Source organism: Skermanella sp. TT6 (assembly GCF_016653635.2).
In the GTDB taxonomy this organism is placed as follows: domain Bacteria; phylum Pseudomonadota; class Alphaproteobacteria; order Azospirillales; family Azospirillaceae; genus Skermanella; species Skermanella cutis.
Window position 1 is genome coordinate 452,683 of the sequence record NZ_CP067422.1, and the last position, 23,314, is coordinate 475,996.

Here is a 23,314-nt window from a genome sequence, read left to right on the forward strand (position 1 = left end):
TGTAGACTGTAGACAGACCCCCAAACCAACTTAACACATTGATCTGATCGAGAAATCCTGTCTACATCCTGTCTGCATGTCTACAAAACGAGGTCCAGATGACTGACGATGAATACTTCGACCCCCGCCTGAGCGGCTTCCGCCCACCCCAACCGCCACCCGACGAACCCGACCGCCCCCGCCGCGGCGAGACCTGGGCGGCCTTCTGCGAGCGGTGGCAGGGATGGCGCCGGGAGATGGAGCGGTATAACGCCCAGATGCTCCGCCGGAGCAACCACCCCCAGGATGCCATCCGGGTCGATGATCCGAACCGCGGCGCCCTCCTGGAAAAAGTTCTCGCGAGGCTGAAAAGAAATTAACGCTCCAGGGATCGGATCTGCCATGGTGAGTAAATCGAGGGGGCAATACCGCTCCTAACGGCAAAACGAGAGATATCATGGCTTCACTGGCAGAAATCCGGGCACGTTTGGCCCAGAAGGCAGCACAACAGTCCAAGACGAGCACGGGCGACAACGCGTCCTATGCTTTCTGGATCACGCCGGTCGGTCAGACCAGCACTATCCGTTTTCTTCCCGATGCCGACGAGACCAACGAGTTCTTCTGGCGGGAGCGGATGGTGATCAAGCTTCCGTTCGTCGGTGTCCGCGGCGGCGACGAGACCAAGGAAGTGTCGGTCCAGGTCCCCTGCATGCAGATGTGGGGCGAGAAGTGCGCCGTCACGGAAGGCATCCGCGACTGGTGGAACGGCCCTCAGCGCGAGCTTGCTCGCCTGTATTACCGGAAGAAGTCGTACGTCTTCCAGGGCTTCGTGGTGAACAGCGGGTTCGAGGAAGCCGAGGTCCCGGCCAATCCGATCCGCCGGTTCGTGATCAATGAGTCGCTCTACAAGATCATCTACAACACCCTGATGGACGGCGATATAGAGGACTTCGTCATCGATTTCGAGAAGGGCCGCGATTTCCGGATCAGCGTTGCGAAGCAGGGCGATTACAAGTCCTACGGCTCGTCGATGTTCAGCATGAAGACCCGCGCGCTGACCCCGGCGGAGCGGCAGGCGATCGACACCCACGGCCTGCACGACCTCAAGGAAGCCCTGCCGGCGAAGCCGACGGCGGAGCAGGTCCAGGCGATCGAGGAGATGTTCCACGCCTCGGTGAACGGCGAACTGTACGATGCCGACCGCTTCGGCGCCTACTACAAGCCGTTCGGCCTGAAGATCGACAACAAGCCGGCCAACGCCAACCGGACCGCTTCGGCGCCGGCCGTGGCGATCGATCCGGAAGTTGCCAAGTACAGCATCCCGGCGAGCGATCCGACCCGCACGACGGCCGAGATCATCGCCGGTCTCAGCCGGAACCGCACTGCTGGTTAATGGAGTGTTAACCACGACCGGTCTATACCTCGCGACAGGCCGGTCGGGGTTTATTGAGCCATTCGCCGATCGGTCTCCTTAGCAGGTGCGTCTGCGGAAAGGGCTGGCCGCTCATCCTTCGGCCGGCCCTTTTCACGTTCCGGTGCCCGCTATCGGTCCGACGGGTCGATAAATATCCTGACCCGGACAGGAACCTCCCATGCTGATCATGACCACCGAGAGCCCGGCAGCGTGACATGGTCTACGTCACGTTCCACGGCGACCAGAGAGCGCGTCAGCGCCTCGGTATCCCCCGCCGGGCCGTTGCCCGTATGGCCGAGCGGGCACTGGCTCAGGGCCGCCGCCTGAGCGACTTCGGGACCGGTATCCGAGTCCTCCTGGAGAGCGCGGTCTCGACCGCCCATCCCGAAGGCGACCCCCGCATCTACGGCCATCACCTCTTCGTCTACGAGCGGGACCGCTTCGTGACCTGCTGGCTGCTGCCTCCCGAGATCCGGCGGCTGCTGTCCTAAATACCGGCCCCTGATGGAGGTCGGTGATGGACGATTTCGACGTTGATTGGGAAGCCTGCGACCCGGACATCCACTGCCCACCGCCGGTCTTCGATCCCCGCCACTGCACCTGTCCCTGTCATAAGCAGCGGCCGACCCTGGCCGAGCAGATCGCCGCCTACGCCATGCTGGCCGGCTGTGTCTACGCGCTGGTCCTGCTGCTCCAGGCCCTGGTCAGCACCCACTGAAAGACCATCCCATGGACGACGATCTCGATTTTCCCGATGAGTTCACGGTCAGCTTCCTGGACCTCGACGACTTCCTCGACGCGATCGAGGATGCCGGCGCGCCGGCCGAGGACTACATCGTCGATCTGGTCGAGGCCGCTGCCCTCGACCTCGTGCTGCCCTCGACCTTCCTGCCGTCCTGCGAGTTCGACCGCATGGTCCGGGAGATGAGCAAGGATCTCGCCCTGATCATCCGCCAGCGTGCCGGGCTACCTGCCGGAGAGGACGATCTCCTGGCCCTGCGGATCGCCCTGGCGACGCGCGAACAGGCCAGGGTGCTGGCCTGCATGCCGGTCGGTCATGCCTAGACGCGCCCCCGCCCACCGGCCGGCCAATGCGGGTGATCCCAAGATCAAGGAGCAGGAGCGCAAGATCCAGGAGCGACGGCGCAAGGCCGCGGTCGATCGCCATCGGGGATCGGCAGCCAGCCGGGGCTACGACGGCGACTGGCGTCGGCTGAGGCTGGCCCACATCCAGAGCGAACCGCTGTGCCGACGGTGCAAGGCCGAGGGCAGGATCGTGGTCGCCGACGTGGTCGATCACATCGTGCCGATCAGCGTCGATCCCGACAGGCGCCTCGACCCGTCCAACCTCCAGAGCCTGTGTAAACACCATCACGACGTGAAGACGGCGCGGGAGGACGGCGGATTCGGCCGCCGTGCTAAATAGTTCGAGCGAAATCGCCACCGGGCGCGGTCGTCTACCCCCTCCGAGGTAAATTACCCACAGTTTGGTGGTGTTCTACCCCTTCCGCGTCGTCGATCGGCTCTGGGAGGGGGCGGGTCCCCTCTTGGCCCCCTACCCGAGGGGACCGCGCCAGGGGAACTCTTTTCGCGCGAGAGCGATTTGAAAATCTTTTCCGGGTGGCCTTCCCTCCCCCGCAGACTGGTTTGAAATCATGGCCGGCCGTCGTCCAAAACCCACCGCGCTGAAGCTTGTCACCGGAAATCCGGGTGGCCGACCGCTGAACAAGCTGGAGCCAAAGCCCGAGACCGGCATCCCACCCTGCCCGGACTGGTTCCTGACCGGCGGCCATTCCCGCGAACTGTGGGACCGACTGGCGCCGGACCTCTTCAAGATGGGCGTCCTGACCCTCTCCGACGCCAGCGCCCTGGAGATGCTCTGCATCTCGTATGCTGAGTTTCGCGAGGCGAACGCGCAGATCGAGCGGGACGGCATGACCTTCATGTCCGAGAACGGCCTGATCAAGAAGCACCCTGCGGTCGGCATCCGGGCCGAGGCATGGCGCCGCGTGATGTCGGGTCTGGTCGAGTTTGGCTTGACGCCCGCGGCTCGGTCTAAAGTGCAGGCTACACCGACGCCGGAAGCCAGCCCGTTCGACGAATTTCTATGAAATATTCTGATAGAGAATCAGTTTGGCAAATCTGTAAGGGTCGAGGCTTTGTTCAAAGCTATTTTCCTCGCTCGCTCGTCCCTAAATTCGAGGTAGTTGCACAGCATGTGTTCGCTCAGATGAAATGTGATCGAAGTTGACAATCCTATAATGGCCCATCTAAATGACCAGATAAAGTCCCCAGGATCGCCAAAAATAAAGTGAAAACAGCTAATAAGAAGCATTACGATCGTGAAAGTGCTCGAAAACATCAGTATCACAAAAAACACCAACAATACTACAAACGACGCAAGGCCAATAGTCACAAACAAAATTGATGAAATAAAAGGGATAACTAGCAGTAACTCAATGTGATCATGAGCGATACTTGCTATATCAAGACCGTAAAGTTTGCCATCGAAAATATGAAAAGCTATCACTCCTAATCCAGCAAGTATTACTGAGAAAAATTTGAAGATGTGCTCGCCAAGATGACGCGCATATACTATCTCCTCGCGATAAGATTTAACGTCTTTTTCGCCCTCAGCCTTGGTAACGAGTGCAACATTGGGTTGAGATGCCGTGTGAAGCCTCAGCGATGCTTCCTCATCATAATTTGGACCTTTCTGGTCGCCGAGATCATGGGCTTTTTCTTCAAGTGCCGTATATTCTAGCTCTGCTTTCCCAGCGCGGCGCCGTTCCCGATCCCTCATGGATGATTGCACCCACCAATATTCAGGAAACATCATCGTTGCGATCTTTCGGCAACTCACCAGTTTGGAGATCGAATTCCCGAGGATGTCACGTATAGATGCTGAACCATGGTTTCAAGTCTGGTAGGCAAAACAATCATGGAGCAGGTCAGCGTAAGCTTCTCTGGCGCCCGACATTCAAGGGGATGGCAGGCCGATAAATACGGCAATGGCCCGTCCCGAACACATTTCCAAAGCTCTCAAGTACGCCCGTGATGTCGTCGCCGGGAAGATCCCTGCGTGCAAGTGGGTCGTCCTCGCCTGCCAGCGTCACCTCGACGATCTGAAGAAGGCCAAAAGCAAGGCGTTCCCCTACCGGTTCGACGAGGAGAAGGCGGCCCGCGTCTGCCGGTTCGTCGAGAACCTGAAGCACATCAAAGGCCCCCTGGCGGGGGTCAATATCCAGTTGGAGCCCTGGCAACTTTTTATCACGACGGCCGTCTACGGCTGGGTGTTCAAGGACGGTCCGCGCAAGGACAAGCGACGCTTTCGTCGGGTCTACATCGAGTGCCCCCGCGGCAACGGCAAGTCGGCCTGGACCTCACCGCTCGCCCTCTACATGACGGCTGCCGATGGCGAGGGCGGAGCCGAGGTCTACAGCGCGGCGACGACCCGTGATCAGGCCAAGATTGTTTGGGCGACAGCCCGACAAATGGCCGAGCGGTCACCCGGTCTGATGTCGGCCCTCGGCGTCCAGACCGCCGCCCACAGTATCCACGTGCTGAAGTCTGCCAGCAAGTTCGAGGCATTGTCGGCGGAGGGCAACAACCTTGACGGTTTAAATATCCACTTCGGATGTATTGACGAGCTTCATGCTCACCGGACACGTGCCGTTTACGACGTAATCGAGACTGGAATTGGTAAGAGAGACCAGTCTTTGTTGTGGTGCATCACCACAGCGGGCAGTGACAGATCAGGTATCTGCTACGAAGTCCGCACATTCTGCACCAAAGTACTCGATGGTGTCGCACAAGATGACAGTCAGTTTGCCATCATCTACACGATAGATGATGACGACGACTGGACCAGTGAGAAGAGTTGGCAGAAGGCTAACCCGAATTGGAATGTCAGCGTCATGCCCGAAATCATTGGGCAGTTGGCGACAAAAGCGATGGCGATGCCATCGGCACAGAACAATTTCTTAACAAAACATTTGAATGTTTGGGTATCTGCCAATTCCAGTTGGATGGACATGAGAGCGTGGGATCGGTGCGCTGACCCGACCCTCGACATCGCCGACTTCGAGGGTGACCCCTGCGTCATGGCGGTCGATTTGGCGTCGAAGACCGACATCGCAGCCATTTCACGCCTATTCTGGCGGGATATTGACGGTGTCCGCCACTACTATTTGTTCAACCAATGCTATCTACCAGAAGATGCTGTCACGGACGGCAGAAATTCACAGTACAGCGGGTGGGAAATCGAGGGCCGCCTGAAAACCACCATGGGCGATGTCCTCGATTTCACGACGATCGAGGAAGATATCCTGGAGGACGCCCAGCGGTTCGAAGTCCGCGAGATCGCCTACGATCCCTGGCAGGCGACGCAGCTATCCCAGCGCCTGATGGCTGAGGGCGCCGCCTGCATCGAATACAAACCAACTGTCTTGAATTTTAGTGAACCGATGAAAGAACTCGACGCGCTGATCAGGCAGGGCCGCCTGCACCATGACGGCGATCCCGTGCTCGCCTGGATGATGTCCAACGTTGTGTGCCATGTGGACAACAAAGATAATATTTACCCGCGTAAAGAAAGAATAGAGAACAAGATCGACGGAGTGGTCTCCGCCATTATGGCCCTCGGTAGGGCATTGTTCGGGGCCAAGTCCACGGCTAGTGTTTACGAAGATCGCGGCATTATCACCCTGTGATCTGGATAAGTAAGTAATGAGCCGGTGAGTCCGGCATTATTACTTCGGGGCCGGATCGCATGAATATCCTCAACAGGCTGGCCGGCTGGGTGTCGGAGATCCGATCCAGTCCGGAAAACCCCTCGACATCGCTCGCCAACCCGCACGAGTGGCTGGTCTCCTGGCTGGGAGGCACGACCGACAGCGGCGTCACCGTGACCGAAGTCAGCGCGATGCAGAGCGCGGCCGTTTTCGCCTGCGTCAGGGTCATCGCCGAGACGGTCGCCAGCCTGCCGCTGCACCTCTACGAGAACACCGCCGACGGCTCCACCAAGGTCAGCGCGGGCGTCTATCACCGGATGCTGGCGATCGAGCCGAACCCGATGCAGAGCGCCGTGAGCTTCCGGGAAGTCATGGCTAGCCATCTGGCGATCTGGGGCAATTCCTACTGCGAGATCACCAGGAACGGCCGCGGTGAAGCGGTCGAACTGTGGCCGCTGCCGCCCGACCGGACCGAACCCAAGCTGGTGGAGATCGATGGCTCTCCCAGGCTGGTCTACAAGGTAGTCGCCACCGACGGCGCCGTCCGCATCCTGCCGTCCGAGGACGTGCTCCACGTGCCGTTGTTCGGCGACGGCTTGAAGGGCTTCAGCCCGATCGCCCAGTCGCGCAACGCGATCGGGTTGAGCATGGCGGCCGAGAAGTTCGGGTCGAGCTTCTACCGGAACAACGGTGTCCCCGGCACCATCCTGATGTCGCCGAAGGCGCTGAGCGACGTGGCTGCCAAGCGCATCCGCGAGTCCTTCAACGCGAGCCACCAGGGCGCCGGCAACGCCTTCAAGACCATGGTGCTGGAAGACGGCCTGGATGTCAAAAGCCTCGGCATTCCGCCGGCCGATGCCCAGCACCTGGAGAATAGACGCTTCCAACTGGAAGAAATCGCAAGAGTCTTCCGGGTACCACTGTCGTTCCTGCAAAGCAGTATCGGCAATACCTTCGCCTCCAGCGAAGCTCAAGATCTTCACTTCGCCAAGTACTGCATCGCTCCGTACATCGTCCGCATCGAGGCGGAGATTAATCGGAAGATATTCGTCGGTGCCGCGGCGTCTAAATACTTCGTGAAATTCAATCTCAACGCCTTGATGCGTGGTGTCTACAAGGACCGGATCGATGGCCTGACCAAGGGCATTCAATCCGGGCTGTACACGCCTAACGAGGCTAGGGCTTTGGAAGACCTGCCTCCGGTAGAGCCCGGCGATCAGATTTTCCTCCAGCAGAACATGGCCGGCGTCCAGGCGATTGCCGACGGCACGGCCGGCAATGCGGTGAAGAACGCGACCAATACGACGGACCCCGAAGAACCGGCGGCCGAAGACAGCGAGGAAACGCCATGACGGGACGCCGGGAAGGGGACAAGAAAGTGGAACGCCGCACCTACGGGCTACAGAGCCTGGGCCTGGAACAGCGCAGCGACAACGATCCGGCCACGATGGTCGGTTACGCCGCGCTCTTCAACTCGCCGTCGCAGGACCTGGGCGGGTTCGTGGAAGAGATCGCTCCAGGCTGCTTCAAAGATGCCATCGCCCGCGATGATGTCCGCGCCCTCTGGAACCATAACCCCGACTGGTGCCTCGGCCGCAACAAGAGCGGCACTCTCCGGATGAGCGAGGACGACCGCGGTCTTCGGATCGAGATCGACCCGCCCGACGCCCAGTGGGCGCGCGACCTGATGGTCAGCATGGGTCGCGGCGACGTGGATCAAATGAGCTTCGGCTTCCGGGTTCGCGAGGATTCCTGGGAGAAGCGCGGCGGTAAGAATATCCGCACGCTCAAGAGCGTCGAACTCTTCGATGTCTCACCCGTGACCTACCCCGCCTATCTCGACACCAGCATTGCTGTCCGGTCTCTGAAGGAGTGGGAAGACAAAACCACATCTGAAGCGCCCGCGGCTAAATACCGTGCCGACATCGCAAGAGTAAATCTCAAGCGACGTTTCATTGGTGACTGACGGTCTCCCGCAGTCAATTTGCTCAGGCGGCAGAATGCCGCCCTCGTATGAGGAAGACAGAATGTCTCACATTAATCTGCTGCGGGAGCAGCGTGCTGCACTGATCACCGGCGCCCGCGCCGAACTGGCCCAGATCTCGGATGACATGGACGAAGTCCAGGTTGCCGAGGTCGAGGCCCGTTTTGACGAGCAGATGGCAGCGGCCGAGAAGGTCGAAGGCCGGATCGCCCGTGAACAGCGCCTGCTCGATGCAGAAGCTGCCCTGGAAGCCAGGATCGAAGCCCGCGCCGACCGTGGCCGCGTTTCCCGTGGTGAAGCCGCCAAGGCCGAGGACCTGGAAGTCCGCTCGTTCAACGCGTTCCTGAAGGGCGGCATGGCCGGCCTTTCTGAAGAAATGCGGAATTACGTGCTGAACCAGCAGGCCGAGACCCGCGCCCAGTCCGTTGGTACCGCCAGCGAGGGTGGCTATCTGGTCCCCGTCGGTTTCCGCGATCAGCTTGAAGCCGCTACCAAGGCTTTCGGTGGCGTCCGCCTGGGCGCGCAGATCCTGCGGACCAGCACCGGCAACACCATTAACATGCCGACCGTGGACGACACCGCGAACTCGGGCTCGATCATCGCCGAGAACACCGCTGTGTCGGATCTCGATGTCGTGTTCGGTTCCGTCAACCTGGGTGCCTATACCTACACCTCGCGTCAGGTGAAAGTCCCCTACGGTTTGATGCAGGACGCGGCGTTCGATCTCGGATCGTATCTCGCCTCGGCTCTAGGCACCCGCATCGCGCGTGCGACGAACGCCCACTTCACCCTGGGTACCGGCATCAATCAGCCGAAGGGCATCGTTCCGTTCGCGACCTCCGGCAAGGTTGGCGCTGTCGGCCAGACCACCTCGATCACCTATGATGACCTGATCGATCTCGTTCACGCCGTGGACCCGTCCTACCGTGCGAACGCGAAGTTCATGCTGTCTGACGCCATGCTGCGCAACCTGCGCAAGCTGAAGGACAGCACGGGCCTGCCGATCTGGCAGCCGGGCATGGTCGCTGGTGAGCCGGATCGCCTCCTGGGCTTCCAGTACATCATCAACAACGACATGCCGGTCCCCGCGGCCAACGCCAAGACCGTCCTGTTCGGCGACCTGACCAAATTCATCATCCGTGATGTTCTGGATGTCCAGATGGTCCGCCTGAACGAGCGTTATGCTGACAGCCTCCAGGTCGGCTTCCTGGCCTACAGCCGGCATGACAGCAACGGCGTCAACCCGGCGGCCGTGAAGTTCTACCAGCATTCGGCCACCTGATCCCTCGGGGTCCGGTAACCAGCATCGGGGCGGCCTTCGGGCCGCCCTTTTGTTTTGGGGACCTGGCTAAATACCGACATGAAAGTTTCGATGCTGACCAGCTTGGCAGGGAGCGACCACTCCTTCGCCTTCGGCGAGATCGTTGACCTGCCCGACCCCACCGCGCTGGCGTGGATCGAGGCCGGCATCGCCGCCGCAATCTCCGAGTCCGAGCCCGCGAAGCCCGTGATCGAGGAAGCTACCGCCCCGGCCGTGCCGGAAAAAGCCACCATCCGCCGCGGCAAGCGCGCGAAGTAACAGGGTAACCGACCATGGCTATCATCTCCTCCGAGATCCAGTTCCGCCTCTCCGGCGGCGCCTCGAACAGCGCCCCCGGCTCGTCGATCGGTGGCACGAAGTCCTCGACCAGCATCACGACCGCGACCCTGAACAACCTCTGGGACAATGTCTCGGGCGATGAAGCGGCAGCCGGCGACACCGAATACCGCTGCGTGTATTTGCACAATGCAAATGCTACCCTGACGTGGGAGCAAGTCACCGTCTGGATCTCGGCCAACACCCCGGCGGCCGGCACGACCTGCGAAATCGGCCTCGGCGCCGCCGCGGTGAACGCGACCGAAACGGCCGTTGCCAACGAGGGCGTCGCCCCCGCGGGCGTTACGTTCAGCGCCCCGACGAGCAAGGCCGGCGGCCTGCTGATCGGCGACATCCCGGCCGGGCAGGCCAAGGCGATCTGGATCAAGCGGGTCGTGACGGCCGGCGCCGCTGCCTACAACGCCGACAGCGTCGTGATCCAGGCCGAGGGCGACAGCGCGTCCTAACGGCCGCCTGAGCGAGATCCAACACGACGCTGACCGGGGAGTAACGGCATGACCATCACCACCATGGATCAACTGGTCACGGCACTCTCCCGGACCCACCAGGAACTGTCAGTCCTGTTCCTGAGCGGTACGACCGCTGCTGGTGGACACTACAATCTCAACCGGCATGTAAGTCTCGCGAACTCCTGGGGAACGGCCGCGGTCGTAACCGCAGCCTCGGACATCATGACCGGGGATGCCCCCGGTTACCCCTCTCTGACGGCGCCCGCCGCGGGCCAGACTCTCTACATTGCCCGCGCCAACCTGACCCCGACCAACATGGGCGCGATCATGATCTATGACCGGATCTGGGCGCGGGGCGGGTTCGTCAACAACTCCACAGCGGCTCAGGCTGTGACGAGTTTCCCGGCCCTCCCGAGCACCCGCGCCCCCAGTGGCGGTGAAGGGCTGGAGATCTGGATCGAAGGACAGACGACCTCAGGAAGCACCGCCACCAATGCGACGATCTCGTATGTCAACTCGGCGGGTGTCGATGGCCGGACAACGCCGTCCACGGCGCTGATCACGAGCTTCGGAGTCGGCCGCATGCAGCGCATCCCTTTCCAGGAGGGCGACACGGGCGTTTCCGCGATCAACTCGGTGACCTTGTCGGCGGCGAATACCGCGGGAGCCTTCGCGATCACCCTGCTGAAGCGCAAGTGCATGATCCCGCTGACGCAAACCTACACCGGCAACCCGGTTGATTTCGCCGGTCTGGGGCTCCCGGCCATCGATCAGGACGCCTGTCTCCAATTCGTGCTGCTACCGACCACCACCACGTCAGGGCTCACCCAGGGCACCGTCACCGTCGTCGCCGGATAGGCGACCGGGATGCTCACTGTTTTTACCGCCGATGCCGATAAGGGGACAGCCTGATGCCCATCACGACCATGGACGACTTCATCGCGGGGCTGACCGGATCGCCGCAGGAGATCCCGATATACTACGGGTCCAGCACGACCGCGGTGGGCGGATATGCCAATCTCAACAACACGTTCGGCGGCAACCTCTATAACCAGTCGCTGACCCCGAGCACCCCGCTGATCCCGACGGACGCTACCCGAGGCTATCCGCCCCTGACCGCTCCGGCCGCCGGCCAGAGCCTGTATCTCGCCCGCTGGGGATTTGCATCATCGGTGATCCAATCCTGCGCGCTCTATGACCGGGTTTATCAGGTCGGCGGGTTCAGCGGCACCTCAACGGCGACCCAGAACATCGCCCAGACGGCCACCCTGCCGGCGACCCGTGCCCCGGACAGCGGCTTGGGTCTGGAAATCTGGCTGGAGAGCTACGACGCGACGGGGGCCACCGCGTCCAACGTGACCGTCACCTACACCAACTCGGACGGTATCACGGGCCGGACAGCCACCGCGGCGATGATCGCGAACTTCCCGATCGGTCGCATGCTCAGGATACCCCTCCAGGATGGCGACAGCGGCGTGGCATCCGTCCAGTCGGTCAGACTCAGCGCATCCACCGGCGCGGCCGGCAATTTCGGCCTCGCGCTGCTCAGGCGGAAGGCGGTGGTGCACATCTCATCGGCCAACACCGGGATCGTTCAGGATTTCGTCGCACTGGGGATGCCCGTGATCGATCCGGACGCCGCGCTCCAATTCGTCCAGCTATCCGGGAGCACCGGCACCGGACCGACCTGGGGTTCGCTGACCCTGATCTCCGCCTAGTCGGCTTTTTTACCAGGAAGAAACGCCATGCCCGCACCGATCTTTTCACCCGGCGACAAGGTCCAATTCACCGCACCTTTCGTCGATTACGTCGAATACACGGTCTACGACATCCAGTATCTGGACGAGAACAACGTACCGGTCGATGAAGTCACCGATAACTTCCAGTACGTTCTTTTCGGCCAGACGACGGTCTCGATCGAGCAATACCTCGAAGCGGTGCCCTGATGGCGATCTCGTCGATGGACGGGCTGGTTGCGGCGTTCACCGGCGCCTGCCAGGACATCCCGATTTACCACTCGCTCCTCACGGGAACTAGCTCGCTGTTCTTCGGCCTCGACCGCTGGGGGACGGGTTCTCCCTGGGGGACGGCGTCGGCGCCGACTGCGTATACGGTCGGGGCCGATGTCCCGACGGATGCCACCCACGGGTTTCCCGACCTGAACGACCCGCCCGCCGGTCAGAACCTGTATCTCGCCGGCTGCACTCTACAGTCCAGCATCTTCGGCAGCATTGGGATCTACGACCGGGTGTGGGCGTCTGCCGGGTTCTCCGGCAACACGACGACAACCCAGACGGTTGTCGGCGGCGCCGCGACGATCCCAGCAGCCCGCTGCCCCAATAACGGGCAAGGTTTGGAGATCTGGCTGGAATGGTATGGCGCCACCGGCGCTTCCGGTCCTGCCGCCACCGTCACCTACACGAACTCCGCAGGCGTCGCCAACCGGAGCACGATCGCTACATCGACCTTCGCAAATCCTCCGCTGGGGACCATGCGCCGGCTACCCCTGGCGGATGGTGATACCGGTGTGCAGCGCATTCAGTCCCTGACCTTCAGTGGCACCAGCGGAGCCGTCGGCAACATCGCCATCGTGCTCCTGAAACGGGTAGCGATGATCTCCCTGCCGGTGGCCAACGTGGCAGTCACGGCAGATTTCGCGACGCTGGGCCTCCCTCGGATCGAACCGGATGCGTGTTTGCAGATGGTCATGCACGCGGCCCCCACGGCGAGCAATGCCTTCGTGATGGGCTCTCTCAGCGTTGTTGCAGGATAGGGAACCGCGATGAGCACCTCCTACAGAGTCCTCGGCAGTCCGCGGTTCACCCGTCAGAACCTGACCGCGACGACCTCGACCGCCGCTCTGCTGACCGGCCAGTACTTCGGCGGGGGCTCCAGCAAGACTCCTGTCAGTGGGGCGCTCGACCTGCGGTGGGACGTTGCGGCGGCGACCGGGTCACCCGACCGGGAAATCGTCAAGCGGGCGCGTCCCTGGAAACTGGATCTGATCGGCCAATACAGCGGCCTGCGGGCGCTGTTCGCGTGGCTGGAGCCCGGCTGGGAAGCGCCGCCGGTGGACTCCTCGGCCACCACGCCGAACATTGTCAACCCCGCGGACAACCTCGCCTATGGTGGCCTGGGCAACCGGGACAACACCGCGATCGGTAATTGCTTCCGACCCGCGGGCGGGTCGTCGGACAACGGTGTTCCGGCCTCGACCCTGTCGCAGTGGGGGGTCACGGGGACATCTGTTACGGTCTTCGCCCGCGTCGAGCCCTACGGTCCCGACTACGGCACCGATCTGGTGCTGTTCGGTATCCCGACCACCGGTGGCGGTTGGTTGACCTGGGACTTCTACGGCTCGATCTGGGAATTGTACGACGGATCGACCTTCACCACCCTGGGCAACCGCCCGGCGACCGTGACCCAGACCGTCGCGCTGACGATCTCGGGAACGACGGCCAAGGCATATGTCAACGGCGTGCTGAAGGCGACGATCACGACGCCCGGCCTGGACACCAGCCGCAAGATCGCGGTCGGTTACGATCCGCGCGGTCAGTATCAGAAGTTCCAGACCCTGATATACGAGATCGGCGCCACCAACACGGTGTGGTCGGACGCCGAGGTTGCGAACTACGATAGCTATCCGCTGGGTATGCTGGACACGACCACCGACAGCCCGACCCTGCCGGCCGTCCTCGGAACGACCACCGCGAATTGGGCGGGCGCCTACCCGTATAACCACGCGGTCAGCCACAACGCCACCGGCGCCAGTGCTCTCCTGGTCTTCGCGTCTAGCGCGGGTGGGTACACCTGGGACCCGACCGCCAGCTTCGCCGGGCAGGCCATGACGCTGCTGGGTCGCTCGACCAGCAGCGGGGGTCAAGGGACGCTCTGGGTCTTCGCCCTAAACAACCCGCCCCAGACGACCGGCAACATCGTCATCTCGAAGGCCGACCAGTACTGCGACACGGGTGTCACCAGCGCGATCAACCTCGCCAACACCCAGGCGAGCAACCCCTTCGGCGGGTTTGCCGCGGCCCACGCCAATGCGTCGGTCACGCTGGAGGCCACGAACACCGGCAAGAACCGCCTGCTGATCGGTTCGAGCCACGACCACTACACCTCCGGCGGCGCCCTGACGGCTTCCGGTGCGGCGATCCTATTTGAGAACAAGGCCAACCCGAACCACCAGCAAGTCGGGTTCGTCAGGGAGGTCGATGCCCCCGGCGTTCAGGCGACGACCTTCAGCGCCCCGTTCAACAGCGTCGGCGCCGCCGTGGTGCTGGTTGAACCACTGGCCGCAGCAGCCGGGGTGAAGACTCCGGTCAGCACATCGATCGACGCGCGGTGGAACGACAGGGTAGCGGTCGCCGGTGCGATCGACGCGCGCTGGAACGACCGGGCAACCGCCGCCGGTAACGTCGAGACCCGGTGGCACGACCGCACGAAAACCACCGGCTCGATCGACGCGCGCTGGAACGACAGGGCGAATGTCACCGGCAGTGTCGAGGCCCGGTGGCACGACAAGGCAGCCGTCGCCGGCCTGCTCGATGCCCGCTGGGACACGGCCTCGGCGACCGTTCGGGTGGCGGTTGGTTCCTCGATCGATGCGCGCTGGCACGACAGAACAGCCGTCGCCGATGCGGTTGATGCGCGCTGGAACGACAGGGCGGCCCTCAATGCCGCGCTGGATGCCCGCTACAACATCCGGACGACCGCAGCCTCGGCCGCGGATCTCCGCTACTCGATCCGCCAGACCATCGGCGAGATCGTCACGACACTCTGGCACGACCGGACAACCGTCTCTGCCGGCCGGGATTTCCGCTGGGACGACCGGACCACCCTGCCGGCGACCACGGAACTCCGCTACTCGATCCGCTCCGCCCTGCCCCAGTCGCTGGATGTCCGCTGGGATGATCGGGGTCGCGTCGGCCAGGGCGCGGAACTGCGCTGGAACATCCAGCAGACCATCTCCGCGTCGGCCGCCGCTCTGGAGATGTCCTGGCACGTCCGGGAGCGGGTCCAGCGGGACATCGATGCCCGCTTCGATGTCCGGGGTAAAGCCGCATCGCCGATCGATCTCCGCTGGCATGACCGCGCTCTCTCCGGCGTGCCGATCGATGTCCGCTGGGGCATCCGCCAGCCGATCGCCCAGGTGATCGAGCACCCGTGGGCCATTCGCGACCGGGTCGGTCTGCCGCTGGATCTCCTGTGGGACGACCGGGAGGCCGCCGGCCTGTCGGTGGACCTGCCCTATGATCTCCGCGCCACCATCGGCCGCCTGATCGACCTCCGCTGGAACGACCTCGCGATCGGCCAGGGCTCGACCCGCACGGTGATCCGCCTCACGGGTCAGCAGCCGGCCGGCATCCACCTGACCGGCGTCAACCCTGTCCAACCCCGGATGCTGACCGGCGTGGAGCTAAATACCCGGCTGACAGGGAAGGGCTCGTCATGAGGAATTTCAGCGCCACGGCAGGCGACACCATGCCGGTTTTCGTCATCATCACGGATCAGGCCGGTGCCGCGATGAACCTGACGGGCGTCACCGCGATCTGGCAGGCCAGCCAGGGCACGCCGGCCCGGTTCTCGCCGACGCCGGTGCTGACGAAGACGACCGACGCCGGCATCACGATCACCAACGCCGCGGCGGGGGAACTCCAGATCGACCTGGAGCCCGCGGACACGGTGTCGCTGTCGGGTGATTTCTATCACGAGCTTCAGCTAACCGATGCCAGCGGTGCCGTCACGACGCCGCTCAAGGGCGTCATGCACATTCGGAAGCAACTCGTCGTCGGAGGCGCGGCATGAGCTATCGCATCATCACGCCGGCCGCCGGCCTGCCGGTCTCCCTCGAAGACCTGAAAGCCCATCTGAGGATTGACCACGAGGACGAGGACGCGCTGCTGTTCGGCTACCTCGCCGCGGCAACCGGCCACGTCGAGACGATCCTGAACCGCCCGCTGCTGGCGACCGTGATGGAAACCGTCCTGCCGGGCTTCCCCTGCGGCCCGATCGATCTGCATGGTCGGACCATCGCGGTTGAATCCATCACCTATCTGGACGGCGCCGAAGTCGAGCAGACCGTGAACCCCTCGATCTACCGGCTCAGCACCGCCAGCGAACCCGGCCGGGTCTATCTCCGCACCAACGCGGTCTGGCCGGCCACCGCCTGCGCACCCGATGCGGTCCGCATCCGCTACCTCAGTGGCTTCGGCACCGACCCGAGCGATATTCCGGAAGCGATCCGCCATGCCCTGCTGCTCCTGGTGGCACTCTGGCACAGCGAGCGGCTTCCGGTTTCCGTCGGCGCCGCGGTGAACAAGATCCCGTTCGGCATCGAGTGCCTGATCGCGCCGTACAAGCTGGTGTCCTTCTGATGGCCCGGCAGATCCAGCCCGGTAACCTCTCGGAGCGCGTCCTCCTCCAGGCGGAGGTCCACACCCCCGACGGCGGTGGCGGCTATACCGTCGCCTGGACCACCGTCACGCCGCTGTGGGCCGAGGTGATCGCCCAGACGGGCAAGGCGGGCGAGGTCGTTCACGCGGAGCAGACCCAGCCGCGCGACCGCTACCGGATCACCATCCGGAACCGCCGGGGCATCACGGTTGATAACCGGCTGGTCTGGCGCGGCCTGGTTATGAACATCACCGACGCGGCCGATCCCGGCCCGCGGTCGGCGTTCCGGGTCATCGAGGTCGAATACGGCGGGCCGACCTGATGGCGAAGCGGTTCCTCGAAATCAACCCGAAGTTCCAGGCGTGGCTCCGCACCCTGCCGGACGATCTGACCGACGAACTCAAGGACACGATCGCTCATCAGGCCGACCTGCTCGCCACTCAGATGAAGCGCGAACTCAACGCCCGCGGCGCCGTCCGCACCGGCCAGTTGATCGCCTCGATCGGCGTCGCCCCGGCGGCCGACGGCACGTACATCAAGGATGGTCTGGCAGTCGAGGTCGGTGCCGGTTTCAAGAACCGGGGCAAGAAGCGGCGCCGGAATAGGATGTTGGCGAAGTTTATGGAGCACGGCACCCGTCACCACTCGGCCCGGCCTTTCGTCCGACCGGCGTTCGAGATCCGCAAGGCCAAGATCCTGGCCGCCCTCAAAGAGGCGACCGACCGGGTGATCCAACAGACAAGGGGGCGGTGATGCTGGCCGGCTGGAACCTTCAGAAAGCACTCTTCGCGCGGCTCGACAGCGCCCTGGCGGTGCCGGTCTACGACTTCGCGCCACCCGGCGCCCAGTGCCCCTATGTCAGCATCGGGGAGGAAACCGCGGTGCCGTTCGACGATAAGGCCACCGACGGCGCCGAGACCACGGTGGTGGTCCACACGTGGTCGGAGAGCCGGAGCCGTAAGGAAACCAAGGAACTCCAGGCCGCGGTCTACGCCGCCCTGCATAACTTCCCGCTGGTGGTCGAGGGCCACGAGACGATCCTGTGTCGCTGGGAGTACTCGGACAGTTTCCGGGACGAGGATGGCAAGACACAGCACGGTATTTCGCGGTTCAGGATCATCCTCTCTCCTACAGCCTAAATGAAACACCTCTCCCGATAAATAAAGGGCGGCTCCGACCGTCCTTTACCTTTTTATCTAGGGAGACATGACATGGCTGGACAGGCCGGAATTAATTGCCTTCTCAAGGTTGGCGACACCGCCACCGCTGCGACGACTTTCGCGGTCCTTGAAGGCCAGCAGAGCACTTCGTTCGACGGCTCGACCGCGGTCGCTGATACGACCGCGAAAGACAACGCAGGCTGGTCCACCAGCCTCGCCACCACCCGCTCGGGCACCGTCTCGGTCAGCGGCATCCTGTACACGACCCGTGCGGCTTTCAACAAGCTCCAGACCGCCTGGGCTGCCGGGACCAGCCACGACTGCCAGATCGTCTTCGACTCGGCCGGCGCGGGCTTCAAGGGCGCATTCACGGTGACCAGTCTGCAAATCACGGCTGAAACCCAGGATGTTACCAAGTACAGCTTGACGCTCGCTCCGGTTGCTGCCCTGACGGCGCTGCCGTAAGACCATGACCACTCCCAACCCCTACCGGGGCGAGGTCGTGGTGGAGCTTGACGGCCGCAGCTACGTGCTGCGGCCCAGCTTCCAGGCCATGGTCCAAATCGAGGTCGCCGCCGGTCGTGGACTGGTGCCGCTGACCCGCAGCCTGATGTCCGGCGAGATCCTCGTCACCGACATCGTGGCTGTCCTCCAAGGTGCGATCGACGCCGGTCTGCCGGCGGGCTCCAAGCGGATGACGCGGGACGAGATCGGCGAGGCGGTGTTCCGCGCCGGTGTCCTCGGACTGGTGCCGGCGATCGTGACCTTCCTGACCGGCTGCATCGCGGGCGGCACGGAAGCCTCGGAGGAGTCCGCGGGGGGAAATGCGTAGGCGGTAAGGGATCGGACCTGATTCCTTACCGCAAGTTTCTCGGCACCGCCTGCGGCGTCCTGCACTGGTCGGAGGATCAGTTCTGGACCAGCACGCCGCACACGTTCTTCGCCGCGATCACGGCGCTGAACGAGTTCAACGGCGGCGGCAAAGACAAGAAAACAGCCGACGACAGCGATCGAGAGGCAGCCTTCGCGGAATGGCGCCTGCGCGAGTTCGGCCCCGATCCGACGCTGGAACCCCCACCGGCGGATCATCACATCTAGGGAAAGGCCGCCATGGCGTCGGGTAGCAACAACACCAGCGATATTCTGGTCCGGATCGAGGCCACGACGGCCAAACTCCGCAGCGAACTCCAGCAGGCAGAGCGGTCGATCAACTCGGCGGCCTCCCGGATGGAGCGCGACGCCGCGCGGGCCGACAGGGCGGTCAGTTCGATCGGCTCCGGTCTCCAGTCCGCCCTGGGGGCTGCCGGTATCGGTCTGTCGGTCGCCGAGATCGGCCGCAGCATGGTCAAGACCATCGCCGAGTTCGAGCGGCTCGACGCCCGCATCCGCGGCATGACGACCAGCCAGGGCCAGTTCGAAGAGGAGCAGCGGTTCCTCAGTGCGACGGCCCAGCGCCTGGGTGTCGATCTCGCGACTCTCACGTCAAGCTACGCCGGCCTGTTGCAGGCCCAGAAGAGCGGCAAGATCACCGGCGAGCAGGCCAGGGCCATCCTGGAAGGCATGGCGAACGCCAGTGCTGCCACCGGTGCATCGTCCGAACAGCTAAAGCTCGTCTTCTTCGGATTGAATCAGGTGCTGGGTTCAGCAACTGTAACGATGGAAGACGTAAGGCAGACAACCGATCCGGTACCAGGACTCTTCGAGAAAGTCGCCCAGGCGGGTGGCAAGACCACCGGTGAACTCCGGAAAATGATCAGCGAGGGCAAGGTCTCCGCCGAGGTGTTCTCCAAGCTGCTGGTCCGCGCGTTAGAAGACTACGAAGGCGCCGCGGAGAAGGCCGCCGATGGCCTCAACGGCTCCTGGACGCGCGTCCAGAATAGCTGGACCGAGATGGTCCGGACGCTGGAAACCCCGATCAAGAACATGCTGGAGCCGATCCTGGACTCGGCCCGATCGGTGATGGACTTCTACCGGATCTACGGCGCCGAAGGCCACCTGCCGATGGAGCAGCGGAGTCCGGAGCGGCTGGAGTTCGGCAAGCGCAAGAACAAGCTGAACTGGGACCGGGCCAAGGAAGCCGGCGAGCCGACCGAGGAGTTCGAGAAGATCGATCGGCAGATCGATGCCCGCTTGGCTTTCCTGCGGGCCAAGCCGGTCGAGCCGGATAAGCCCACTGGCACCAAGCCGCCGATCGAGATCAAACCGACCGGCGAGAGCGAGGACGAGAAGAAGAAGCGCGAGCGCGAGGCGGCCCAGGCGGCCAAGCGGATCGAGGACACGATCGAGAACCTCCGGTTCGAGCGCGAGCAGTTGGGCCGAACTGCCGAGGAACAGGAGGTCTACAACGCGCTGAAGCGCGCGGGCGTCGAGGCCAACACCGAGGCGGGCAAGAAGATCGCCGAACTGGCGCGGGCCAAGTATGCCGAGGAGGAAGCCCTCAAGGCGACCAAGAAGGCGATCGAGGATGAGGCTGATCAGCGCGAGCGCGGCCAGGAGATCCTCAAAGCGACCATGACGCCGCTGGAGGCGTACATCGCCGCAGTGGCGGAATACAAGAAGTTGCTCGATGCCGGCGCGATAAGCCAGGGGACCTTCAACATGGCGGTCGCCGCGGCGGCTGCCGAGATGGACAACGCGACCAAGAAGACCAAGACCGTCACGGCCGAGATGGAATACCTGGAGGACTTCGGTTCCCAGGCATTCGATCGGATCGGTGCCGGCATCACGGATGCGATGCTCCAGGGCGAGGACGCGATGCTCTCGCTGAAGTCGGTCGGCATGGCGGTGATCTCGGAACTGATGCAGGAGTTTCTGAAGCTCAGCCTGATCAACCCGATCAAGAACAGCCTGTTCGACCTCGCCCTGCCGGTCCTCGGCAGCGTCGGCAGCGCGGCGATCAACGGCTACACCCACGGCTGGTCCAACATGGGCGGCGCCGGTGGGACCTATGGCGGGTTCGAGAACGGCCCGCAATACCGGGCCGAGGGTGGTCCGGTGATCGCGAACCGCCCGTATATCGTCGGCGAGAAACAAGCCGAACTCTTCGTGCCCCGCGTCAGCGGCACCATCATCCCGAAGGTTCCGAACCTGAGTGCGGCACCGGTGGCGGCGCCGGCCGGCGACACGATCCAGGTCCACCTCAATATCTCGACCGGCGTCCAAGCGACTGTCAGGGCTGAGTTGACCAACATGCTCCCGGCCATCACGCAATCGACCAAGGCAGCGGTCGCCAGCGCGCGTCAGCGCGGCGGGTCCTACAGCCGGGCCATGGGGAGATAAGAAGGAAAGGCCCTCTTTTGAAGGGGGCCTTCCCGCGCGTTGTTTTCAGGACTTCATCTTAATAGATCATTTGTAACAAGCCACCGGCAGCGATCAAAAGAAAGCTGATTGCATTGATGGAGTCCTTTTTCGTATTTGTCCAACCTTGGTTAGCATTTAGACCCCTGCTTCGCCCTATGGCTCGCCTAGAAAAGATAAAATCTCCCACAAGCCATAGTCCAGCGCCTAAAGCCACAAGTAACGACGCTACTATGAGTACGATCCCAGTTATTGATGTGGTTGACCAACCAACTATCAATATACCTACTATTCTACCTATCGCAACAAAAATGAACACTGTCATAATCACTGTATAGAGAAAAAACACTATTTCGAGAAATTTATTCCATGCTTGGGATAGCTTTCTTCGTAGTTCATCCGAAACACCGACGAGGCACCCGAAGAAAGCTCCCGCGACTTGTATACCAATACCAATTTTTGGGATGGGGATAGACCACAACCATTCAATGATACCGAACAATTTCCTAACCTTTCTTTTCTTGTGCTGGATTTTTCTTGCAGAGACAATCGTTATAGAAGTCAGAGGTTGTACGGTCAATCTGCGGCACGGTGTACTGGTCGCTTTTCTCGCACCGAAACCAGATCGCGATCAGCCAGCTAAATATCCGCATGGCAACTTATCCCCTCACCATGCCGACCACTCCGGCGCCCAGCCAGTGCTCGTTCTCTCTGAAGCGCGCGGTAGCGGTTTCGGAGTCACCATTTACTGGGCAGCAACAGGCGGTAGTTTACCCGTTCGAGTTGTGGACAGCAACTGTAACTCTCCCGCCGATGAAGCGAGCCCAGGCCGCCGAGTGGCAGAGCTTCTTTCTGCAATTGAAAGGCAGACGCGGCTCCTTTCTCATGTGGGACCCGGATGCCGTCACGCCCCGCGGTACCGCCCGCACAGTCAGCGTCCAGAGCGGAACCGTCCGGCAGAATACGATCCAGTTGAACAGCAACGGCACGCTGCTGAACGGCGACTACATCCAGATCTCCTCGGGCGGTGCGGCCCGCCTCCATATGGTGGTCGGCGGCGGCTGGTCCGGCAACGGGACCTACACGATCGAGCCGGCCCTGAAGGCCAGCTACTCGGCCGGAACCCCCGTGACAGTCGTCCGCGCCTGCGGCCTGTGGCGGTTGGACTCGAACGACATCGGGTGGGATGCCGACCGCAGTTCGCTGTATTCGTTCAGTTTCTCCTGCACTGAGGCGTTCTAACCATGGCGCGGACCCTCACGGCGCCGATGGAAGCGGCGACTCTCGCCGATACGATCTGCGCGATCCTTCTGGTCGAAGCCATGTTCGATAGCGGAGCCGTCAGGCTCTGGAGCGGTTTCGGCGACCTGTCGTGGAACGGCCAGACCTGGATCGGCGCCGGCAACTTGTTGGGCCTCGGCACGGTCGAGGAGTCCTCGGAACTGCGCGCCACCGGCCTCGACATTTCGCTCAGCGGTATCCCCTCGGACCTGTTGTCGTTGGCATTGAACGAGCCGTATCAGGATAGGCCGTGCAACGTCTATCTCGGTGCCCTGGATGTCAACACCGGCGCCCTTTTGGCTGATCCCTACCTAATCTTTGGTGGTAGAATGGACGTGATGCAGATCGACGATAGCGGCGAGACCGCACGGATCACGATCAGCGTCGAGTCCAAGCTCATAGACTTGGAGAGGTCGAGGGAAAGACGTTATGAAGATGCGGATCAACGCATCGACTGGCCGTCAGACCGTTTCTTCAAGTTCGTTCCGTCCATCCAAGACGCTGAGATAGTCTGGGGTCGTACCGCCTGACGCCTAAATAGGCTTATGCGATACGAAGACTGGCCCCTCCGCCTCCAAACCCTCCTCGATCAGGTCCGTCACCAGGAATTTACTTGGGGGCGGCTGGATTGTTGTCAATTCGCCGGCCTTGTGGTCGAGGCCCTGATGGGCTCGAACCCGATCGGCCACCTCCAGGGTCGATACACCACCGCGATCGGCTCCCTGCGGGTGCTCCGCCGGGAGTTCGGCACCACCAGCATCTCCGACGCCATCACCCAGGTGATGGGCGAGCCCGTGCCGGTCCCGATGGCCGGGCGCGGCGACCTCGCCCTGGTGGATCTGGATGGCACCCAGTGCGTCGGGACCGTCGATCTCTCGGGCGAGCGTGTCGCCGCCATTGGCCTTTACGGCCTCGAATACGTCACCCTGTCTGCGGCGACGGCCGCCTGGAAGGTCTAACC

30 protein-coding genes are annotated in these 23,314 nt (G+C 62.6%); 29 read left to right on the plus strand and 1 reads right to left on the minus strand.

Annotated elements, in window-relative coordinates; translation table 11 throughout:
- Positions 1 to 98 precede the first annotated feature (98 nt).
- The 7 genes from IGS68_RS33505 (at position 99) to IGS68_RS33535 (ending at position 3,504) form a co-directional block, all read left to right on the plus strand.
- Positions 99 to 359, plus strand: a complete 261-nt coding sequence (locus IGS68_RS33505) for a hypothetical protein (protein ID WP_201083178.1) — start codon at positions 99 to 101, stop codon at positions 357 to 359.
- A gap of 77 nt (positions 360 to 436) precedes the next feature.
- On the plus strand, positions 437 to 1,372 hold the full coding sequence (locus IGS68_RS33510; protein ID WP_201083180.1) for a hypothetical protein: 936 nt from the start codon (positions 437 to 439) through the stop codon (positions 1,370 to 1,372).
- Positions 1,373 to 1,608: 236 nt separating this feature from the next.
- Complete coding sequence (locus tag IGS68_RS33515) at positions 1,609 to 1,884, plus strand: hypothetical protein (RefSeq protein WP_201083181.1); 276 nt, start codon at positions 1,609 to 1,611, stop codon at positions 1,882 to 1,884.
- 26 nt (positions 1,885 to 1,910) lie between these two features.
- Positions 1,911 to 2,111, plus strand: coding sequence for a hypothetical protein (locus IGS68_RS33520; RefSeq protein ID WP_201083182.1), 201 nt, complete (start codon positions 1,911 to 1,913; stop codon positions 2,109 to 2,111).
- A gap of 11 nt (positions 2,112 to 2,122) precedes the next feature.
- The gene (locus IGS68_RS33525; protein ID WP_201083183.1) at positions 2,123 to 2,458 is read left to right on the plus strand and encodes a hypothetical protein; all 336 of its coding nucleotides are present in this window, start codon (positions 2,123 to 2,125) and stop codon (positions 2,456 to 2,458) included.
- Positions 2,451 to 2,819 carry an HNH endonuclease signature motif containing protein gene (locus IGS68_RS33530; protein ID WP_201083184.1) on the plus strand — a complete coding sequence of 123 codons (369 nt, stop codon included), beginning with the start codon at positions 2,451 to 2,453 and terminating at the stop codon, positions 2,817 to 2,819. The genes IGS68_RS33525 and IGS68_RS33530 overlap by 8 nt, the downstream gene beginning before the upstream one ends.
- A 229-nt stretch (positions 2,820 to 3,048) precedes the next feature.
- Complete coding sequence (locus IGS68_RS33535) at positions 3,049 to 3,504, plus strand: phage terminase small subunit P27 family (RefSeq protein WP_201083185.1); 456 nt, start codon at positions 3,049 to 3,051, stop codon at positions 3,502 to 3,504.
- Positions 3,505 to 3,521: 17 nt separating this feature from the next.
- Here the strand turns inward: IGS68_RS33535 and IGS68_RS33540 are convergent, their stop codons facing one another.
- The gene (locus IGS68_RS33540) at positions 3,522 to 4,232 is read right to left on the minus strand and encodes a hypothetical protein (protein WP_201083186.1); all 711 of its coding nucleotides are present in this window, start codon (positions 4,230 to 4,232) and stop codon (positions 3,522 to 3,524) included.
- Positions 4,233 to 4,404: 172 nt separating this feature from the next.
- On the opposite strand from IGS68_RS33540, the gene IGS68_RS33545 reads away from it, so the two are divergent.
- The 22 genes from IGS68_RS33545 (at position 4,405) to IGS68_RS33650 (ending at position 23,312) form a co-directional block, all read left to right on the plus strand.
- Positions 4,405 to 6,105 (plus strand): terminase large subunit, encoded by a 1,701-nt coding sequence (locus tag IGS68_RS33545; protein WP_201083188.1) that lies wholly within the window; start codon positions 4,405 to 4,407, stop codon positions 6,103 to 6,105.
- A 59-nt stretch (positions 6,106 to 6,164) separates the two neighbouring features.
- Complete coding sequence (locus IGS68_RS33550) at positions 6,165 to 7,478, plus strand: phage portal protein (protein ID WP_201083190.1); 1,314 nt, start codon at positions 6,165 to 6,167, stop codon at positions 7,476 to 7,478.
- Positions 7,475 to 8,092, plus strand: coding sequence for an HK97 family phage prohead protease (locus IGS68_RS33555; protein WP_201083191.1), 618 nt, complete (start codon positions 7,475 to 7,477; stop codon positions 8,090 to 8,092). The genes IGS68_RS33550 and IGS68_RS33555 overlap by 4 nt, the downstream gene beginning before the upstream one ends.
- A 61-nt stretch (positions 8,093 to 8,153) precedes the next feature.
- Positions 8,154 to 9,392 carry a phage major capsid protein gene (locus IGS68_RS33560; RefSeq protein ID WP_201083192.1) on the plus strand — a complete coding sequence of 413 codons (1,239 nt, stop codon included), beginning with the start codon at positions 8,154 to 8,156 and terminating at the stop codon, positions 9,390 to 9,392.
- Between the two features lie 90 nt (positions 9,393 to 9,482).
- Positions 9,483 to 9,689 (plus strand): hypothetical protein, encoded by a 207-nt coding sequence (locus IGS68_RS33565; RefSeq protein WP_201083193.1) that lies wholly within the window; start codon positions 9,483 to 9,485, stop codon positions 9,687 to 9,689.
- Between the two features lie 14 nt (positions 9,690 to 9,703).
- Positions 9,704 to 10,213: a hypothetical protein gene (locus IGS68_RS33570; RefSeq protein WP_201083194.1), complete on the plus strand. Its 510-nt coding sequence runs from the start codon at positions 9,704 to 9,706 to the stop codon at positions 10,211 to 10,213.
- 48 nt (positions 10,214 to 10,261) lie between these two features.
- On the plus strand, positions 10,262 to 11,074 hold the full coding sequence (locus tag IGS68_RS33575; protein WP_201083196.1) for a hypothetical protein: 813 nt from the start codon (positions 10,262 to 10,264) through the stop codon (positions 11,072 to 11,074).
- A 53-nt stretch (positions 11,075 to 11,127) separates the two neighbouring features.
- Positions 11,128 to 11,934 carry a hypothetical protein gene (locus IGS68_RS33580; RefSeq protein WP_201083198.1) on the plus strand — a complete coding sequence of 269 codons (807 nt, stop codon included), beginning with the start codon at positions 11,128 to 11,130 and terminating at the stop codon, positions 11,932 to 11,934.
- Between the two features lie 27 nt (positions 11,935 to 11,961).
- Positions 11,962 to 12,162: a hypothetical protein gene (locus tag IGS68_RS33585; protein ID WP_201083200.1), complete on the plus strand. Its 201-nt coding sequence runs from the start codon at positions 11,962 to 11,964 to the stop codon at positions 12,160 to 12,162.
- Positions 12,162 to 12,989, plus strand: a complete 828-nt coding sequence (locus tag IGS68_RS33590) for a hypothetical protein (RefSeq protein WP_201083202.1) — start codon at positions 12,162 to 12,164, stop codon at positions 12,987 to 12,989. The genes IGS68_RS33585 and IGS68_RS33590 overlap by 1 nt, the downstream gene beginning before the upstream one ends.
- A gap of 9 nt (positions 12,990 to 12,998) precedes the next feature.
- Entirely contained in the window at positions 12,999 to 15,674 is a 2,676-nt protein-coding gene (locus IGS68_RS33595) for an RHS repeat domain-containing protein (protein ID WP_201083203.1), read from the plus strand.
- Positions 15,671 to 16,027 (plus strand): hypothetical protein, encoded by a 357-nt coding sequence (locus IGS68_RS33600; RefSeq protein ID WP_201083206.1) that lies wholly within the window; start codon positions 15,671 to 15,673, stop codon positions 16,025 to 16,027. The genes IGS68_RS33595 and IGS68_RS33600 overlap by 4 nt, the downstream gene beginning before the upstream one ends.
- Positions 16,024 to 16,596, plus strand: coding sequence for a head-tail connector protein (locus tag IGS68_RS33605; RefSeq protein ID WP_201083208.1), 573 nt, complete (start codon positions 16,024 to 16,026; stop codon positions 16,594 to 16,596). Before IGS68_RS33600 ends, IGS68_RS33605 begins: the two co-directional genes overlap by 4 nt.
- Positions 16,596 to 16,937, plus strand: coding sequence for a phage head closure protein (locus tag IGS68_RS33610; RefSeq protein WP_201083210.1), 342 nt, complete (start codon positions 16,596 to 16,598; stop codon positions 16,935 to 16,937). The genes IGS68_RS33605 and IGS68_RS33610 overlap by 1 nt, the downstream gene beginning before the upstream one ends.
- Positions 16,937 to 17,368 (plus strand): HK97-gp10 family putative phage morphogenesis protein, encoded by a 432-nt coding sequence (locus IGS68_RS33615; RefSeq protein WP_201083212.1) that lies wholly within the window; start codon positions 16,937 to 16,939, stop codon positions 17,366 to 17,368. Before IGS68_RS33610 ends, IGS68_RS33615 begins: the two co-directional genes overlap by 1 nt.
- On the plus strand, positions 17,368 to 17,754 hold the full coding sequence (locus IGS68_RS33620; RefSeq protein WP_201083214.1) for a DUF3168 domain-containing protein: 387 nt from the start codon (positions 17,368 to 17,370) through the stop codon (positions 17,752 to 17,754). Before IGS68_RS33615 ends, IGS68_RS33620 begins: the two co-directional genes overlap by 1 nt.
- Positions 17,755 to 17,826: 72 nt before the next feature.
- A complete protein-coding gene (locus IGS68_RS33625; protein ID WP_201083216.1) occupies positions 17,827 to 18,240 on the plus strand; it encodes a phage tail tube protein in 414 nt (137 codons plus the stop codon).
- A 4-nt stretch (positions 18,241 to 18,244) separates the two neighbouring features.
- Entirely contained in the window at positions 18,245 to 18,607 is a 363-nt protein-coding gene (locus tag IGS68_RS33630) for a GTA-gp10 family protein (protein ID WP_201083219.1), read from the plus strand.
- Between the two features lie 278 nt (positions 18,608 to 18,885).
- Positions 18,886 to 21,054, plus strand: coding sequence for a tape measure protein (locus tag IGS68_RS33635; protein ID WP_201083222.1), 2,169 nt, complete (start codon positions 18,886 to 18,888; stop codon positions 21,052 to 21,054).
- A 903-nt stretch (positions 21,055 to 21,957) separates the two neighbouring features.
- Positions 21,958 to 22,314, plus strand: a complete 357-nt coding sequence (locus IGS68_RS33640) for a hypothetical protein (RefSeq protein WP_201083224.1) — start codon at positions 21,958 to 21,960, stop codon at positions 22,312 to 22,314.
- Positions 22,315 to 22,316: 2 nt separating this feature from the next.
- Positions 22,317 to 22,883 carry a hypothetical protein gene (locus IGS68_RS33645; protein WP_201083226.1) on the plus strand — a complete coding sequence of 189 codons (567 nt, stop codon included), beginning with the start codon at positions 22,317 to 22,319 and terminating at the stop codon, positions 22,881 to 22,883.
- A gap of 15 nt (positions 22,884 to 22,898) precedes the next feature.
- Entirely contained in the window at positions 22,899 to 23,312 is a 414-nt protein-coding gene (locus IGS68_RS33650) for a DUF6950 family protein (RefSeq protein WP_371822003.1), read from the plus strand.
- Positions 23,313 to 23,314 lie beyond the last annotated feature (2 nt).